Here is a 15,009-nt window from a genome sequence, read left to right on the forward strand (position 1 = left end):
TGTCACGTGTTGATTGGTTTCGTGACCCCGAATGGCCGGTCACGCGCGGGATCCCCCTCGCTCCGATCTCACCTCTCCCTGAGTGCCTGTGACGTGGAAGTGGTTGAGCCCCCTCGCCCGGCGAGGGGGCTCAACCGGGGTCTAGCGGCGGCGGCGCGCGATGAGCGCGTTGCCGAAGGCGATCAGCAACCCGGCCGCGAAGATCAACGTACCCATCACGTTGACCTGCGGCGGGATGCCCACCCGCGTGGATCCCCAGATCCACAGCGGGAACGTGACCGTGCCGCCCGAGTTGAAGTTGGTGATGACGAAGTCGTCGATGGACAGCGCGAACGCCAGCATCGACCCGGCCAGCACGCCCGGGAAGATCATGGGCAGCGTCACCAGCCGGAACGTCGTCCAGGTGCCCGCGCCGAGGTCCCGGGCCGCCTCCTCCAGGGAGGCGTCCAGCGTCATCACCCGCGCCCGCACCGTGATGGCCACGAACGAGATCGAGAACATCACGTGCGAGATCACGATCGTCCAGAAGCCGAGCGGGACGGCGAGGGTGACGAACAGCGACAGCAGGGACGCGCCCATCACGATCTCGGCGCACGAGATGGCCGCGAACATGATGACGTTCATCGTCCCGGAGCCGCGGAAGCGGTACCGGCCGAGCGCGAGGCCGATGAGCGAGCCGAGCACACCCGCGATCAGCATCGTCAGCACGGCGATGAGCAGCGAGTTCACCAGCGCCTGGGTCAGGTCGCCGATCTCGAAGAGCTTGCCGTACCACTTCAGGGTGAAGCCCTGGAACGTGCTGTTGTAGCGGCCCTTCGTGTCGTTGAACCCGAAGAGGACCATCACCCCGATGGGGACGACCAGCCAGGCGATGACGAGCCAGGTGTAGATCTGCAGCCAACGGCCGCGAACGAGCCTCATCGTGCCGCCACCTCCAGCACGTCCTCGGTGCCGAGCGCCTTGGCGTAGGCGAAGATGCCGACCAGCAGCAGCGCCATCAGGGTGAACGACAACGCCGAGGCCGTCGGGTAGTCCTGTGTGACGAGGTACTGGTTCTGGATGACGTTGCCGATCATCGTGGTGTTCGTGCCACCGAGCACCGAGGCGTTGACGTAGTCCGAACTGGCCGGCACGAACGTCATCAGCACCCCGGCGAACACGCCGGGCAGCGACAGCGGGAGCACCACCCGGATGAACGTCTGGAACTTGTTGGCGTACAGGTCGTTGGCCGCTTCCAGCACCCGCGGGTCGATCCGCTCCAGCGCCACGTACATCGGCAGCACCATGAACGGCAGGAAGTTGTACGCCAGGCCGCCGATCACCGCGTACGGCGTGGCCAGGACGCGGAAGTCGTGGGGCAGCAGCCCCAGGTCCTTCAGCGGGCCGAGCAGCATGCCGTTGTCCGACAGCAGGAACTGCCACGAGATCGTCCGCAGCACGAACGACACGAGGAACGGCAGCAGCAGCAGGAAGAGGTAGACGGACTTGTGCCGACCGCCCTTGAACGCGATCCAGTACGCCACGGGGAAGCCGATGACGATCTGGATCAGGGTCGCGGCCAGGCCGTAGACCAGCGAACGGATGATCTGGTCGTGGTAGTTCGTCAGCCCGTCGACGTACGACTGCCAGTTCCAGGTGAAGACGAACCCGTCGGCCACGTTGCCCGACTGCAGCGACAGCGACAGCATGACCACGGTGGGGACCACGAAGAAGATCGCGAGCCACACACCGCCGGGGAAGATCAGCGCGTACGGCGTCAGCGCCGCCCTCAGCCTTCTCATGAGGTCGTGATCGGCTGGAAGATGCTCTCGAACTTCTTCTGCTCGGTGGCGTCCGCGAGCGTCCGGTAGGTGCGCAGCTTCGCGTACACGTCGGCGCTCGGGAACACCAGCGGGCTGTTGGCGATCATGTCGAGCGTCTTCTTGTCCTCACCGGTCGCCTTCGCCGCGTCCGCGAGGATCGCCTCCTGGGCCGCCGGGACCGGCGTGACGTAGTTGATGTACTCCGCCAGGCTGGCCGCGATGGCCGGCTCGTAGAAGAAGTCGATGAGCGTGATCGCGTCCACGGGGTTGGCGGCCGTCTTCGGGATCATGAAGTTGTCGGTCCAGATCGTGGCGCCCTCGTCGGGGATCACGAACTTGAGGTCCGTGCCGTCGGAGAGATTCTTCTGGAAGACGTCGCCCGACCACGCCTGGCAGAGCCAGATGTCGCCCTTGGCCAGCGGGTCGATGTACGACTGGTCGTAGTACTTCCGGACGATCCCGGAGTCGCGCTGCTGCAGGAGCTTGTCCGCGGCCTTCTGCCAGTCGGCCGGAGTGGACTTCTCCGGGTCGATGCCCAGCGCGAACATGCCGAAGTTGGCGATCTCCTGCGAGTCGGACATCATGCCGACCTTGCCCTTGTACTTCGGATCCCACAGCGCGGCGTAGCTGGTCGGCGGGGTGTCGACGTACTTGGGGTTGTAGGCGATGCCGGTCATGCCCGAGGCCCACGGCACGGTGTAGACGTTGCCGGGGTCGAACGACTCGTTCCTGTACCGCTCGCCGACGTTCTTGGTGAAGTTCGGCAGCTTGTCGTGGTCGAGGGGCACCAGATAGCCGAGCTTGATGAGCTGGGTGAGCTGGATGCTGTTGGTGACGACCATCAGGTCGTAATCGATGGACTGCCCGGCGGCGAGCTGCGGCTGGATCTTGGCGAACCAGCTCGTGGTCTCCTGGATGACCTCCTTGTAGTTCACCTTGATGCCGGTCTGCTCGGTGAACTTCTTCAGCTCGGGGTGTTCGGGGTCCATGTAGAGGGGCCAGTTGGCGAAGTCGATGCGACCGTTCTTCGCCTTGCCGGCCCAGTACTTCTCCACTTCGGACTGCGCCTGTGCGGAGGAGGTCGGGCGGGCCACGCCCTTCCCCTTCACCCCGCAGGCGGCGAGAGCGAGGCCGGCGGCGGAGAAACCGGCCACCCGGAAGGCGTCGCGACGGCCGAGGCGGCGCTGGGTCAGACCCCGGAGAAACGACGGGTCAGGTGTTGAGGGGTTACTCATGGGGTTCGTGCTCCCGTGTCGAGAGGTGTTACTGCAGCGCGTAGGAGTGCTGCGGCTGCCACGACAGCCAGACCGTGTCGCCTCGTTCGGCCGTGGTGGTGCTGTCGTGCGCGTTCTGCTGGAAGACAGTGATCTCCGCCCCGCCCGCCAGGGCGACCGCGTAGCTGTTGGAGGTCCCGAGGTAGACCACCTCGGAGACGGTCCCTTCCACCATGCTAAGGTCGCCTTCGGGCCGTTCGGTGGAGATCGTGATCTTCTCCGGGCGCACGGTCAGCTCGACGGTGTCATCCTCGGCGACGGCTTCCCTGATCGGCACGACGACTCGGTCATCGGGGCCGAGCGCGAGCACGGCGGAGGATCCGTTCACTGCCCGCACGACACCGCTGAGCAGGTTGGACGTCCCGATGAACCCCGCGACGAACTTGGTCGCGGGTCGCTCGTAGATCTCCCGGGGGCCGGCGAGTTGCTCGACGAGACCGTCGTTCATGACGGCGATGCGGTCGCTCATGGTGAGCGCCTCGCTCTGGTCGTGCGTCACGTAGACGAACGTGATGCCGACCTCGCGCTGGATCCGCTTGAGCTCGATCTGCATGTGCTGGCGCAGCTTGAGGTCGAGCGCGCCGAGCGGCTCGTCGAGGAGGAGCGCGCGCGGCCGGTTGACCAGGGCCCGCGCGAGCGCGACGCGCTGCTGCTGGCCGCCGGACATCTCCCGGGGACGCCGTTTCTCGCGACCGACCAGGTCGACGATCTCCAGGATTTCGCCGACGCGGCGCCGGATCTCGCCGTCCGGCACCTTCTTGCGCTTGAGTCCGAACGCGACGTTGTCCCAGACATTCATGTGGGGGAAGAGCGCGTAGGACTGGAACACCATGTTGACGTCACGCTTGTTCGGGGGAACGTTCGTGACATCCTGGCCGTGGAGCCGGACGACGCCCCGGGTGGGCTCCTCGAAGCCCGCGATCATCCGCATCGAGGTGGTCTTGCCACACCCCGACGGCCCGAGAAGGGAGAAGAACTCCCCCTCGCCGATGGTCATGCTGACGCCCTTGACGGCCGGTACGACCTCGCCGTGTGAGACGTACTCCTTCACGACCTCGTCGAGCTCGATGGCGGGCACCTGGTCGGAGGTAGCCTCGCCGGCTACCCCCGCACCCGCCTGGATCTCTGTCATTCCAGGCATATCCCTCTTTCAGGAGGCCGTACGGTCGCGCCGCCCGGCCTATTCACCGATGTAGTGCATCACGTGCTTGACACGCGTGTAGTCGTGCAGTCCGAAGACCGAAAGGTCCTTGCCATAGCCCGAGTGCTTGAAGCCGCCGTGCGGCATCTCCGACACGAACGGGATGTGGGTATTGACCCAGACCACACCGAAGTCGAGGCGCTTGGACATGCGCATCGCCCGGCCGTGGTCGGAGGTCCACACCGAACCCGACAGGCCGTACTTGACGCCGTTGGCCTTGGCCAGGGCGTCCGCCTCGTCAGAGAACGTCTGGATGGTCATGACGGGGCCGAAGACCTCGTTCTGCACCATCTCGTCGTCCTGCTGGAGGCCGTCGACGACGGTCGGCGCGAAGAAGTATCCCTTCTCGCCGACGCGGTGACCGCCGGTGAGCACCTTGGCGTGCTCCGGCAGCCGCTCGAAGAAGGACGAGACGCGCTCAAGCTGGCTGGCGTTGTTGACGGGGCCGAAGTAGGCCTCCTCGTCGTCCAGCCCGCCCAGCCGGGTGGCCGCGGCGGCCTCGGCCAGCGCGGCGGCGAACTCGTCGTGGATGCTCTCCTGTACCAGCACGCGGCAGGCGGCGGTGCAGTCCTGGCCGGCGTTGTAGAGACCGGCTCCGGCGATCGCCTCCGCAACGGCCTTGATGTCCTTGACGTCCTCGAAGACCACGACCGGGGCCTTGCCGCCGAGCTCCAGGTGGACGCGCTTGAGGTCGTCGGCGGCCGAGCGGGCGACGGCCATGCCGGCGCCGACCGAGCCGGTGATCGCCACCATCGACGCGGTGGGGTGGCCCACCACGAGGCTGCCGGTCTCCCGGTCGCCGGTGACGACGTTGAAGACGCCGGCGGGGAGAACGTCACCGATGATCTCGGCGAGCTTGACGGTGGAGACCGGGGTGGTGTCCGACGGCTTCAGGACGATGGTGTTGCCCGCGGCGAGCGCCGGCGCGATCTTCCAGACCGCCATCATCATCGGGTAGTTCCACGGGGTGACCTGACCGATGACCCCGATCGGCTCGTGCCGGATCATCGAGGTGTGGTCGGCGAGGAACTCACCCGCGGTCGGGCCTTCGAGGGTCCGGGCGGCACCGGCGAAGAAGCGGAAGTGGTCCGCGGCGATGGGCGTCTCGTCCTCCGCCATGCGGGCGCGCGGCTTTCCGGTGTTCCGGCACTCGGCCTCGTTGATCTCGTCGGCCCGCGCCTCGATCGCGTCGGCGATCTTGAGAAGCAGGGTGGAGCGCTCCGCGGGAGTGGTCTGACCCCACGTCTCGAAAGCGGCGGCGGCGGCCGCATAGGCCGCGTCGACGTCCTCCTGGCCCGAGATGGGGGCCTGAGCGTAGACCTCACCGGTGGTGGGGTCGATCACATCGGAGAAGCGGCCGCTCACGGCGTCGACGAACTTCCCGTTAACGAAGTTCTGCAGACGGGTGGTCACCCTTGACCTCCTGGAGGTGTGCTGGTTGTCGCGACTCTGACAGAATAACTTGGCCTTAACAAGGGATTTCGTGGTGAAGATACCAAACTGCTACGAAATCGCTTGACAGGATCGATGGAACTGACAGCATGTAACACCAGGAAGGCAACATGTCAGGAACCGCCCTGTAACGGGGGCGTCAGGCGTGACTCGACCCCTCCGAGAGAGGAACTCCCCCGGGATGACGACTCCACCCAAGGTACGCTCAACCGGCAAATCCGGTCCGGTGGTGCTGGACGACATCTCCAAGCAGATCGTCGAGCAACTTCAGATGGACGGGCGCAAGCCGTACGCCGCCATCGGCAAAGCGGTGGGGTTGTCCGAGGCGGCCGTACGACAGCGCGTGCAGCGCCTGCTCGACCAGGGCGTCATGCAGATCGTCGCGGTGACCGACCCCCTGACGCTGGGCTTCCCCCGCCAGGCGATGATCGGCATCAAGTGCGAGGGCGACCTCGACATCGTCGCGCAGGAGCTCTCCTCCATAGAGGAGATCGACTATGTCGTGCTCACGGCCGGTTCCGTCGACATCATGGTCGAGGTGGTCTGCGAGGGCGACAGCCACCTCCTGGAGATCCTCGGCAAGATACGAGCGATCCCGACGGTGCGGGCGACCGAGACCTTCGTCTACCTCAAGCTCCACAAGCAGACCTACAGCTGGGGCACCCGATAACCCTCCGCCCCGGGCGATCGACCTGTCCCACCGCGTCGGCGGCCCGGAACCTGGAGCCGGACCGCCGGACGGCTTCGACGTCTGAAGGGGTCGGTCAGGACGTCTTGTTGAGGGCGAGGAGGCTGACCAGGTCGTAGGCGACGTGCGAGGCCGCGACCGAGGTGATCTCGGCGTGGTCGTAGGCCGGGGCGACCTCCACCACGTCCGCGCCGACCAGGTTGGCCCCGGCCAGGCCGCGCAGGATCTCCAACAGCTCGCGGCTGGTCAGCCCGCCCGCCTCCGGCGTCCCGGTGCCGGGCGCGTGCGCCGGGTCGAGCACGTCGATGTCGATCGACAGATAGAGCGGCCGCTCCCCGATCCGCTGCCGCAGCGCGTCCACCACCTCGTCCACACCGCGCCGCATCACGTCGGCGCTGGTCACGACACCGAACCCCATCCGCCGGTCGTCGTCGAGGTCCTTCTTGGCGTACAGCGGGCCCCGGGTGCCGACGTGGCTGAGCGCCTCGGTGTCCAGGATGCCCTCCTCCACCGCGCGCCGGAACGGCGTGCCGTGGGTGTACTCGGCGCCGAAGTAGGTGTCCCAGGTGTCGAGGTGGGCGTCGAAGTGCAGCAGCGCGATCGGGCCGTGGAGGCGCGCGGCGGCGCGCAGCAGCGGCAGCGCGATGGTGTGGTCGCCGCCGATGGTGACCAGCCGGGTGCCGTCCGCGGCCAGGGCGGAGGCGGCCTCCTCGATGGTCTCCACGGCCTCGTTGATGTTGAAGGGGTTGCAGGCGATGTCACCGGCGTCGGCGACCTGCTGGGTGGCGAACGGCGAGACGTCCAGGCCGGGGTGGTAGGGCCGCAGCAGGCGGCTGGCCTCGCGGACTGCCGAGGGGCCGAACCGCGCGCCGGGACGGTAGGAGACGCCGGTGTCGAACGGGACGCCAACGACCGCCACGTCGGCTCGGTCCACCTCGTCCAGGCGGGGCAGCCGGGCGAAGGTCGCCGGGCCGGCGAAGCGCGGGACGCGGGAGGAGTCGACGGGCCCCCGAGGCTCGGTCATTCTTGGTCAGTCCTTTCGCAGGATGGGGTCGGAACAGGTGTCATGCGGCCCATGTGGTCCGCGCGGTCTCACCCGTGCCACGGCGCGTACGGGCGCGCCGTCCGCGCCGCGCAGGCGCAGCGGCAGCAGGGAGACCTCGATCTCGTGGCCCGCCCCCTGGTGGTCCACGAGCCGGTCGAGGTGCCGCAGGTTCTCGGCGATGACGGCGTGCGCGCCGCACAGCACGCGGTGGCCGGGGAAGTCCTCCGCCGGGGTGGGGTCCACGCTCAGCGCGTCGATCCCGACGGTCCGGATGCCCGCCTCGACGATCAGTTCGGCCGCCTCCCGGGTGAGGTACGGGTGCGCGAGGTAGTCCTCGCTCCCCCACAGCGACGCCCAGCCGGTGGCGATCAGCAGGATCGTCCCCGCCCGGAGCCGCGGTGCCACGAGGGCGGCGGGGATCGGGGAGCGGGGAGGCAGGCCGCGCGCGTCGACGACCTCCGCCGGGCCGACGAAGCGGTCGAGCGGCAGCTCGTCGAGGGTGGGGAGCCCGTCGCCGACGTGGTACGGCGCGTCCACGTGAGTGCCCGACTGCGACCCGAGATGCAGGCCGAGGACGTTGACGCCCTCGGCCGCCACGGTGAGCGCGGGCCGGACCTCCACCTCCGGGTCGCCGGGATAGACCGGCATGCCGGTCTCGATCGGCACCGACAGATCGATGATCATGCTGTCTCCCCGGGCGGCGGCAGGACCTGATGCGGCGACACGCCCTACGCCTCGGCCAGGGCCGCGCCGGCCTCCACGATAGGCGGCACCGGCGTGTCGGCCGCGCGCACCAGACGCGGGCCGGCCGGGCCGTACACCGCGCGCGGCTCGGGGAAGACGAAGAGCAGGCCGAGGTAGAGGAGCGCGGCGAGCGCGAGGCCGAGCGGCAGCGAGATGTCGATGCCGCCGGCGAGCTCGCCGAACGGCCCGACGAACTGGCCGGGGATGTTGGTGAACAGGACGGCCGTGAGCGCCGAGCCGAGCCAGGCGGTCATGCCGCGCCAGTTCCAGCCGTGCGTGAACCAGTAGCGGCCGCCGCTCTGCCGCCGGTTGAAGACCTGCAGCGCGTCCGGGTCGTACCAGCCGCGCCGGGTGACGTAGCCCAGGATCATGATCACCATCCAGGGCGCGGTGCAGGTGATGATGAGCGTGGCGAAGGTCGAGATGCTGGTGGTCAGGTTCGCGGCGAACCGGCCGATGAAGATGAAGACGATGGACAGCGTGCCGATGAACACCGTCGCCTGCACCCGGCTGAACCGGGAGAAGACGCTGCAGAAGTCCAGGCCGGTGCCGTACAGCGAGGTGGTGCCGGTGGACATGCCACCGATCAGCGCGATGAGGCAGACCGGGAGGAAATACCACGCGGGGGCGATCGCGAGCAGGCCGCCGACGTAGTTCGGCGCCGCCGGGTCCAGGTACGGCGCGGCCTTGGTCGCGATGATCGACGCGGTGGACAGGCCGAAGAAGAAGGGCAGCACGGTCGCGATCTGGCTGAGGAACGCGGCGGTCATCACGCGCTTGCGCGGGGTCGAGGCGGGGATGTACCGCGACCAGTCCCCCAGGAACGCGCCGAACGAGACCGGGTTCGACAGCACGATCAGCGCCGCGCCGATGAAGGACGGCCAGAACATCGGATCGGCCGTGGACGCGAACGTCCCGGGGTACGACGGGTCGAAGTCACCCGCGAAGGCGACGACGCCGAGGACGAACAGCGCCGACGCCGCCACCACCGCGATCTTGTTGATGAAGAGCATGAAGCGGAAGCCGTACACGCAGACCGTGAGCACGAGCGCGGCGAAGACGCCGTACGCGACCGCGTAGGTCAGGTCGGTGTCGGGCAGGCCCGCGAGCCGGTTAGCGCCGCCGACCAGGGCGTCGCCGGAGGACCACACCGAGATCGAGAAGAACGCGATCGCGGTGAGCAGGGACAGGAAGGAGCCGACCACCCGGCCGTGCACGCCGAGATGCGCCGAGGAGGAGACGGCGTTGTTGGTGCCGTTCGTCGGTCCGAAGACCGAGAGCGGCGCGAGCAGCAACGCGCCGACGAAGAGGCCGAGCAGCGTCGCCGCGAGCCCCTGCCAGAACGACAACCCGAACAGGATGGGGAACGCGCCGAGCACGCAGGTGGCGAAGGTGTTCGCACCGCCGAACGCCACCCGGAAGAGGTCAAGTGGCCGCGCCGTGCGGTCGACGTCTGGGATGCGTTCGACCCCGTATGTCTCGATCTCGGTGATGGGCGGCGCCTCGGCCACGGCTTCTCCTCTGAGGGTTGCAGGACGCGAGGTTCCTGGTCAGCGTGGTAATCCCAGCAAGTTTCGGCGAACCCGACCGCGACGACAATTGGGGCAGACACGGAGAAGCGCTGCACCGGTTGTGGCTCACGACAAGGGGCGGGATGCGGGATCCGCCATTCGACGCTACCGCCGGGGAACCGTGACCGAAGCACTCGCGATTCGCCGGCGGCGTTCCACGACTATGAGATGAATCACGCGAAAGCCCGGTCGCCTTTCTCGTCAAGGCAACCGGGATTCTCTTTTTCAACATGACGAACTGTAATAACTTCTGCCTCCTCGTTCCCTTTTCCGCCCGCCCGCCGTGGCGAAGGCCGCGGGCGGGCGGAAAAGGGCGCCGGGAGGTTAGCTCATCCAGTCGGCGTTGCGCGCCGGGAGGTCAGCTCATCCAGTCGGCGTTGCGCGCCCGGCGGGACGCGATCATCGCCTCCAGCTCCGCCTCCTCGCGCAGCTCGTGCGACGACGGCGACAGGAACACCGCCAGGAGCAGGGCGATGGTGAGCAGGCCGACGCCGACCATCAGGGGGAGCAGGAAGTCCACCGCCTGCGCGCCCGCCAGCGCGGCCTGCGGCTCCACGGGCTGGACGCTCAGCGCCAGCATGCCCGCGTAGTGCATGCCGTTCAGCAGGAGACCCACCACCAGGGCGGAGCCGATGACCGGAACCGGGCCCCGCGCGCGCCGGGCGGACCGGAGGACGACGAAGGCCGCCACCACGGCGACGAGCACGGAGACGGCAAGAAACACCGGGTTGGCGCTCACCTCCGCCGACATCGTCATCGCCTTCATGCCGATGTGCTGCGCGCCCGCCACGCCGAGCCCGGCCAGCAGGCCGCCCGCGGCCAGCGCGCCGCCCCGGCCTCCCCCGAGGAACGCGCAGGCCAGACCGCCCCCGGCGGCCACGATCGCCACCAGCGCGGACAGGACCGTCAGGGCCACGTCGTAGCGGATCGGGGTGCCCTCGACCCGTACGCCCAGCATCCCGACGAAGTGCATGACCCAGACACCGGTCCCGCCGACCGCGAACGCCGCTCCGGCCAACCACCACAACCGCGACATGCCCGCGACGGAACGCGCCCGCCCCGCCATCAACAGGCCGATCAGCGAGCCGAGCACGGACATCACGTACGCCAGGGCGGGCGTAATGAAGCCATGCGAGAAAAGATCAATGTTCGACACGAAAGTACTCATTTCAGGGGGATCATCGGCGACATGATGACGAGGGCCCGGCCGGCACCTGATCACCGGGTCGCCGTTTACTCCCCGAAAAATGCCATTTCTGGCGGCGTTTCGTGCTTCAGAAGGGGCGCACAGGCGAATTCACTGACAATATGGAGCGCGATCTTGCATTTTGTCGGAGCCCCGGGCGTGGCCACGCGCCCCGTCAGGACGGCACCCGCAGGGTGTCGCGCGGCCACGGAGAACTAGCGTGGAGTTGTGGGCGACAACAAGCTGACGGTGGAGGACCTGGTCCGCTTCCCCGCCCTCCAGCTCCGGGTGCTGGCCGGTGAACGCGGCCTCGACCGCTCGGTCTCGTGGGCGCACGTGAGCGAGCTGGAGGACCCGACGCCCTGGCTGCTCGGCTCGGAGGTCATCATGACCACCGGCATCGGCGTCCCCCGCGGCGGCGCCAGGCAGCGGGCGTATCTGCACCGGCTCGACGACGCGGGCGTGGCCGCCCTCGCGCTGAGCGCCGGGCTCCACGTGCCGCCGCTCCACCCGGCCTTCTTCGCCGCGGCCGAGGAGCGCGGCTTCCCGGTCCTGGAGGTCCCGCTGGCCGTGCCGTTCATCGCCGTCGCGCAGGAGGTGGCCGCGGCGGTGCAGGAGGACGCCCGGCAGCGGCTCGGCGCGCAGTTGCAGGTGTTCGGCGCGCTGCGCTGGCTGGCCGCCGAGCGGCTCGACCCCGCGCAGCTCTTCCGGCGGCTGGAACGGCTGTCGGGATACGACGTCTACCTGAGCACCCCGCAGGGGCGGCCGCTGCTACCCGGTGTGCCCGTCCCGCCGGACATCGCGTCGCTGCCGCCGTCCGTGGACGCCCCGCCGACCATCCCCGGCGGCTTCGCGGTCCCCGTGAACGCCCCCGGCGGCCCGGCCGGCTTCCTCGTGGCCTTCGAGCGCGAAGGGGCCCGGCCCGCCGGGCTGGCCGTCGTCCAGCACATCGCCACGGTCGCGGCGCTGCAGGTCGCCATGGTGCGCCACGAGCGCGAGACACTGCGCCGCCAGGGCGCGGAGACCCTGGCCGAGCTGCTCCAGGACGTGCTCGACCCGGCCACCGCGCGGCGCAGGCTGACCCGGATGGGGATGTCACCCGACCGAGACGTGGTGCTCCTGGTGGTCAGGAACGTCGACGAGGACGCGGTCGTCCGGGCCCTCGACGAGCACCCCCACCTGATGCTCGGGCTCCACCCCGACCTCTACGTGCTCGCGCACGACCCGGCGCCGCTGCGCGAGATCCCCGGTGTCGCGGCGGGCGCGAGCCGTCCCCTCCCGCCGGGCTCCTCGCTCAAGGTCGCCCAGCGGGAGGCGCGGTGGGCCGCCGCCCGCGCCGCCGAGTCCGGCCAGCCCCTCGTGTCGTACGGCGACGACACGACCGGCCGGTGGCTGCCGGAGGACCCGGGCGTTCTGGCCGGCCTGGTCGAGCACGTGCTCGGCGACGCGCTGCGGTACGACGCCGCGCACGGGTCCGAGCTGATCGCCTCGGTGCAGACGTGGATGGAGCGGGACCGGCGCACCGACGACGCCGCGCGGGCGCTGCACATCCACCCCAACACGCTGTCGTACCGGCTGCGCCGCTTCAGCGCGTTGACCGGCCGCGACCTGACCGCGACCGGCGAATTCGCCGAGGTGTGGCTGGCCATGCGCGCCGCCCAGCAGCTCGGCCGCATCCCCTGACCTCCGCCGTCAGAGGGCGGGCTTCTTCGAGCTGTACAGCCAGGCGTCGAACAGGGGGTCGAGGTCCTTCCCGGACATCTCCTCGGCGAGGTCGATGAAGTCCCGGGTGACGACGGTCGCGTGCCGGTTGCGCTCCGCCCAGGTCTTCAGGAGCGAGAAGAACGTCTCGTCGCCGATCTTCTTGCGCAGCGCGTGCAGGGTCATCGCCCCGCGCTGGTAGACGGCCTCCCAGTCGAACATGTTCTTCATGCCCGGGTCGCCGGTCTTGATCTTCCAGAACCCGCTCTTGTTCTTGTAGAGGCCCGCGAACGTCTTCTGCGCCGAGGGGCCGCCGTGCTGCTCCTCGTACAGCCACTCCGCGTAGCTGGCGAAGCCCTCGTTGAGCCAGATGTCCTTCCAGCTCCGCAGGCCGACGCTGTTGCCGAACCACTGGTGGGCCAGCTCGTGCACGACCTCCAGGTCGTTCGACGGGCCGCCGTCGTAGACCGGCCGTCCCTGGGTCTCCAGCGCGTACTGGACGTCGACCTTGTCGCCGATCCCTCCCGTTGAGGCGAAGGGGTAGTCGCCGAAGAGCTTCGACCCCCACCCGACGACCTTGGCCGTGGTCCGGTGCAGGTGCTTCGACTTCTTCGCCACCGACGGGTCGTAGGCGGTGATGTTCAGCACGCCGCCCACGGTGCTCTCGGTGACCTTGAACTTGCCGATCGCCACCGTGGCCAGATAGGTGGCCATCGGCTCCTTCATCTCCCACTTCACCGTGGTCCAGCCGCCGCGTACGGACGAGATGCCGGAGTGCTTGGGCTCGCCGTTCGCGAGAACGGTCACCCCCACCGGAGTCGTGACGGTGAACGCGTATGTCGCCTTGTCCGCCGGGCTGTCGTTGGCCGGGAACCAGCTCCGCGCACCGTCCGGCTGCGAGAGGACGACCGCGCCGTCCTTGGTGTTGATCCAGCCCTCCTTGCCGAGCGCCTTGTCGTTGATGGCGCGCGGCTTGCCGGCGTAGGACACCTTGACGGTGAACTTCTCGCCCGAGGGCAGGCCGCTCGCCGGGGTCACCACGAGCTCCTGGCCCTTGCGCGTGTACGCGGCCTTCTTGCCGTTCACCTCCACCTTCTTGATCTTCGGACCGGAGAAGTCGAGGTTGAAGCGGGACAGGCCCTGGATGGCCGTGGCGCTGATCGTCGTCGTGGCGCTCAGCTTGCGGGTCTTCGGGCTGAACCGCAGCGCGATGTCGTAGTGCGCCACGTCGTACCCGCCGTTGCCCGCGTGCGGGAAGTACGGGTCGCCGAGCCCGGACGAGCCGGGGGTGAACGTGTCCGCGTGCGCCGCGGTGGGGGCGATCAGGGCCAGGCCGGCCGCGGCGGCGATCGCCGCGAGAGGGGATCTTCTGTGCAGCATGCGCCCTATGGTGCTATATGGCGGTACCTCTTGGTCACATGGCGACCAAGCCACGTTCTCCGGACGCCCAAACCGCTCTGTCAGCGCTGGTCCAGGACGCCGGCGATCTCGGCGAGGAACGCGTCCACGTCGGCGATGGCGTAGCCCGTCTTGAAGACGACCGTGGCGAACGTCGCCTTCCTGATCTCTTCTGCCGTCACCGGCCGGTCGGCGGTGCCGCGCAGGGTCGCCACCACACGGTCGAGGAACGCGTCGACCTCGTCCTCGACGTAGCCCATGCCGAGCCGTCCCGGCCGGAACGCCACCCGCTCGACGCGCTCCACCTGGAGCGCGAACTCCCCGTCGCCGGGAGCGGCGGGGATCGCCTCCGGGACTTCCCCGTCGGCGGCGGCCGCATCGGACGACACGACATCGGACGACGCGACATCGGCGGTCGTGCCCATCGGACTCGCCCCGCCCACAACCCCTGTGTCCCCGGGCTCCGTTTCCGCGGAGACAGGCGTCGTTTCCGCAGGCACAGGCTCCGCTTCCGCAGGTGCCGGCTCCGTTTCCACGGATACAGGGTCCGTACTCGCGGCCTCTGTGCCGGCGAGGGCCGGATCGGAGGACCGGCGATCTGGACGCGTCTCCGGATCATCGGAGCGGGCCGCGCCGTCGCTGTGCGCGGGACGGCCCGAAAGCGCCTCCACGGCGACGATGAATGCGTCGAGCGCGAAGTCGACCGCCGTCTCGTTGTAGCCGCCGCGCTTGACCCGGAAGACCGCCGACCGGATCTCGTCCGCCGATATCGGCGGGCCGTCCAGATCGGTACGGCCCAGCGTGCCCTCGATCCGCCGGACGAGCTCGTCCACCTGAGCGGGGTCATAACCCAGCCGAACTCCACTGACACGTGGAAAGCGGTTCACGCATGTCCTCCCGGGGCCCGGCACGCCAAACCCTGTCCATTGTGGACGTACCGGGAAGGC

The 15,009-nt window shown here is 68.9% G+C and carries 13 protein-coding genes; 2 read left to right on the forward strand and 11 right to left on the reverse strand.

Features of this window, described 5'->3' with window-relative positions:
* Positions 1 to 141 precede the first annotated feature (141 nt).
* The 5 genes from ACQP1V_RS35985 to ACQP1V_RS36005 are packed head-to-tail and all read right to left on the reverse strand — an operon-like array spanning position 142 to position 5,690.
* Complete coding sequence (locus ACQP1V_RS35985) at positions 142 to 921, reverse strand: ABC transporter permease (protein WP_387411421.1); 780 nt, start codon at positions 919 to 921, stop codon at positions 142 to 144.
* Complete coding sequence (locus ACQP1V_RS35990) at positions 918 to 1,781, reverse strand: ABC transporter permease (protein WP_433414939.1); 864 nt, start codon at positions 1,779 to 1,781, stop codon at positions 918 to 920. Before ACQP1V_RS35990 ends, ACQP1V_RS35985 begins: the two co-directional genes overlap by 4 nt.
* Positions 1,778 to 3,037: a polyamine ABC transporter substrate-binding protein gene (locus ACQP1V_RS35995; protein WP_387411425.1), complete on the reverse strand. Its 1,260-nt coding sequence runs from the start codon at positions 3,035 to 3,037 to the stop codon at positions 1,778 to 1,780. Before ACQP1V_RS35995 ends, ACQP1V_RS35990 begins: the two co-directional genes overlap by 4 nt.
* Positions 3,038 to 3,065: 28 nt before the next feature.
* On the reverse strand, positions 3,066 to 4,208 hold the full coding sequence (locus ACQP1V_RS36000; RefSeq protein WP_433414941.1) for an ABC transporter ATP-binding protein: 1,143 nt from the start codon (positions 4,206 to 4,208) through the stop codon (positions 3,066 to 3,068).
* 48 nt (positions 4,209 to 4,256) lie between these two features.
* On the reverse strand, positions 4,257 to 5,690 hold the full coding sequence (locus ACQP1V_RS36005; RefSeq protein ID WP_433218255.1) for a gamma-aminobutyraldehyde dehydrogenase: 1,434 nt from the start codon (positions 5,688 to 5,690) through the stop codon (positions 4,257 to 4,259).
* Between the two features lie 220 nt (positions 5,691 to 5,910).
* Here ACQP1V_RS36005 and ACQP1V_RS36010 point away from each other — a divergent pair, with 220 nt between their 5' ends.
* The gene (locus ACQP1V_RS36010) at positions 5,911 to 6,399 is read left to right on the forward strand and encodes an Lrp/AsnC family transcriptional regulator (protein ID WP_387411430.1); all 489 of its coding nucleotides are present in this window, start codon (positions 5,911 to 5,913) and stop codon (positions 6,397 to 6,399) included.
* A gap of 94 nt (positions 6,400 to 6,493) precedes the next feature.
* Here the strand turns inward: ACQP1V_RS36010 and speB are convergent, their stop codons facing one another.
* From speB to ACQP1V_RS36030, 4 genes are all read right to left on the reverse strand, one after another.
* The gene (gene speB, locus ACQP1V_RS36015) at positions 6,494 to 7,441 is read right to left on the reverse strand and encodes an agmatinase (protein ID WP_387411432.1); all 948 of its coding nucleotides are present in this window, start codon (positions 7,439 to 7,441) and stop codon (positions 6,494 to 6,496) included.
* 6 nt (positions 7,442 to 7,447) lie between these two features.
* Complete coding sequence (locus tag ACQP1V_RS36020) at positions 7,448 to 8,146, reverse strand: cyclase family protein (protein WP_433414944.1); 699 nt, start codon at positions 8,144 to 8,146, stop codon at positions 7,448 to 7,450.
* A gap of 44 nt (positions 8,147 to 8,190) precedes the next feature.
* Positions 8,191 to 9,717, reverse strand: a complete 1,527-nt coding sequence (locus tag ACQP1V_RS36025; protein WP_433414946.1) for a purine-cytosine permease family protein — start codon at positions 9,715 to 9,717, stop codon at positions 8,191 to 8,193.
* 418 nt (positions 9,718 to 10,135) lie between these two features.
* Positions 10,136 to 10,933, reverse strand: a complete 798-nt coding sequence (locus ACQP1V_RS36030; protein WP_433414948.1) for an MHYT domain-containing protein — start codon at positions 10,931 to 10,933, stop codon at positions 10,136 to 10,138.
* 258 nt (positions 10,934 to 11,191) lie between these two features.
* On the opposite strand from ACQP1V_RS36030, the gene ACQP1V_RS36035 reads away from it, so the two are divergent.
* The gene (locus ACQP1V_RS36035) at positions 11,192 to 12,646 is read left to right on the forward strand and encodes a PucR family transcriptional regulator (RefSeq protein ID WP_433414950.1); all 1,455 of its coding nucleotides are present in this window, start codon (positions 11,192 to 11,194) and stop codon (positions 12,644 to 12,646) included.
* A 9-nt stretch (positions 12,647 to 12,655) separates the two neighbouring features.
* Here ACQP1V_RS36035 and ACQP1V_RS36040 read toward each other — a convergent pair whose 3' ends face one another.
* Positions 12,656 to 14,044, reverse strand: a complete 1,389-nt coding sequence (locus ACQP1V_RS36040; RefSeq protein ID WP_433414952.1) for a M1 family metallopeptidase — start codon at positions 14,042 to 14,044, stop codon at positions 12,656 to 12,658.
* Positions 14,045 to 14,124: 80 nt separating this feature from the next.
* Positions 14,125 to 14,895 (reverse strand): DivIVA domain-containing protein, encoded by a 771-nt coding sequence (locus ACQP1V_RS36045; protein WP_433414954.1) that lies wholly within the window; start codon positions 14,893 to 14,895, stop codon positions 14,125 to 14,127.
* Positions 14,896 to 15,009: the final 114 nt, after the last annotated feature.

Source organism: Microtetraspora malaysiensis, assembly GCF_050947145.1.
GTDB lineage: Bacteria > Actinomycetota > Actinomycetes > Streptosporangiales > Streptosporangiaceae > Microtetraspora_A > Microtetraspora_A malaysiensis.

What these genes read in the sequence shown, in the direction of transcription:
- ACQP1V_RS35990 (WP_433414939.1), bottom strand. Translation starts at nt 1,781, where the DNA reads ATGAGAAGGCTGAGGGCGGCGCTGACGCCGTACGCGCTGATCTTCCCC.
- ACQP1V_RS35985 (WP_387411421.1), bottom strand. Translation starts at nt 921, where the DNA reads ATGAGGCTCGTTCGCGGCCGTTGGCTGCAGATCTACACCTGGCTCGTC.
- speB (WP_387411432.1), bottom strand. Translation starts at nt 7,441, where the DNA reads ATGACCGAGCCTCGGGGGCCCGTCGACTCCTCCCGCGTCCCGCGCTTC.
- ACQP1V_RS36010 (WP_387411430.1), top strand. Translation starts at nt 5,911, where the DNA reads ATGACGACTCCACCCAAGGTACGCTCAACCGGCAAATCCGGTCCGGTG.
- ACQP1V_RS36020 (WP_433414944.1), bottom strand. Translation starts at nt 8,146, where the DNA reads ATGATCATCGATCTGTCGGTGCCGATCGAGACCGGCATGCCGGTCTAT.
- ACQP1V_RS35995 (WP_387411425.1), bottom strand. Translation starts at nt 3,037, where the DNA reads ATGAGTAACCCCTCAACACCTGACCCGTCGTTTCTCCGGGGTCTGACC.
- ACQP1V_RS36040 (WP_433414952.1), bottom strand. Translation starts at nt 14,044, where the DNA reads ATGCTGCACAGAAGATCCCCTCTCGCGGCGATCGCCGCCGCGGCCGGC.
- ACQP1V_RS36000 (WP_433414941.1), bottom strand. Translation starts at nt 4,208, where the DNA reads ATGACAGAGATCCAGGCGGGTGCGGGGGTAGCCGGCGAGGCTACCTCC.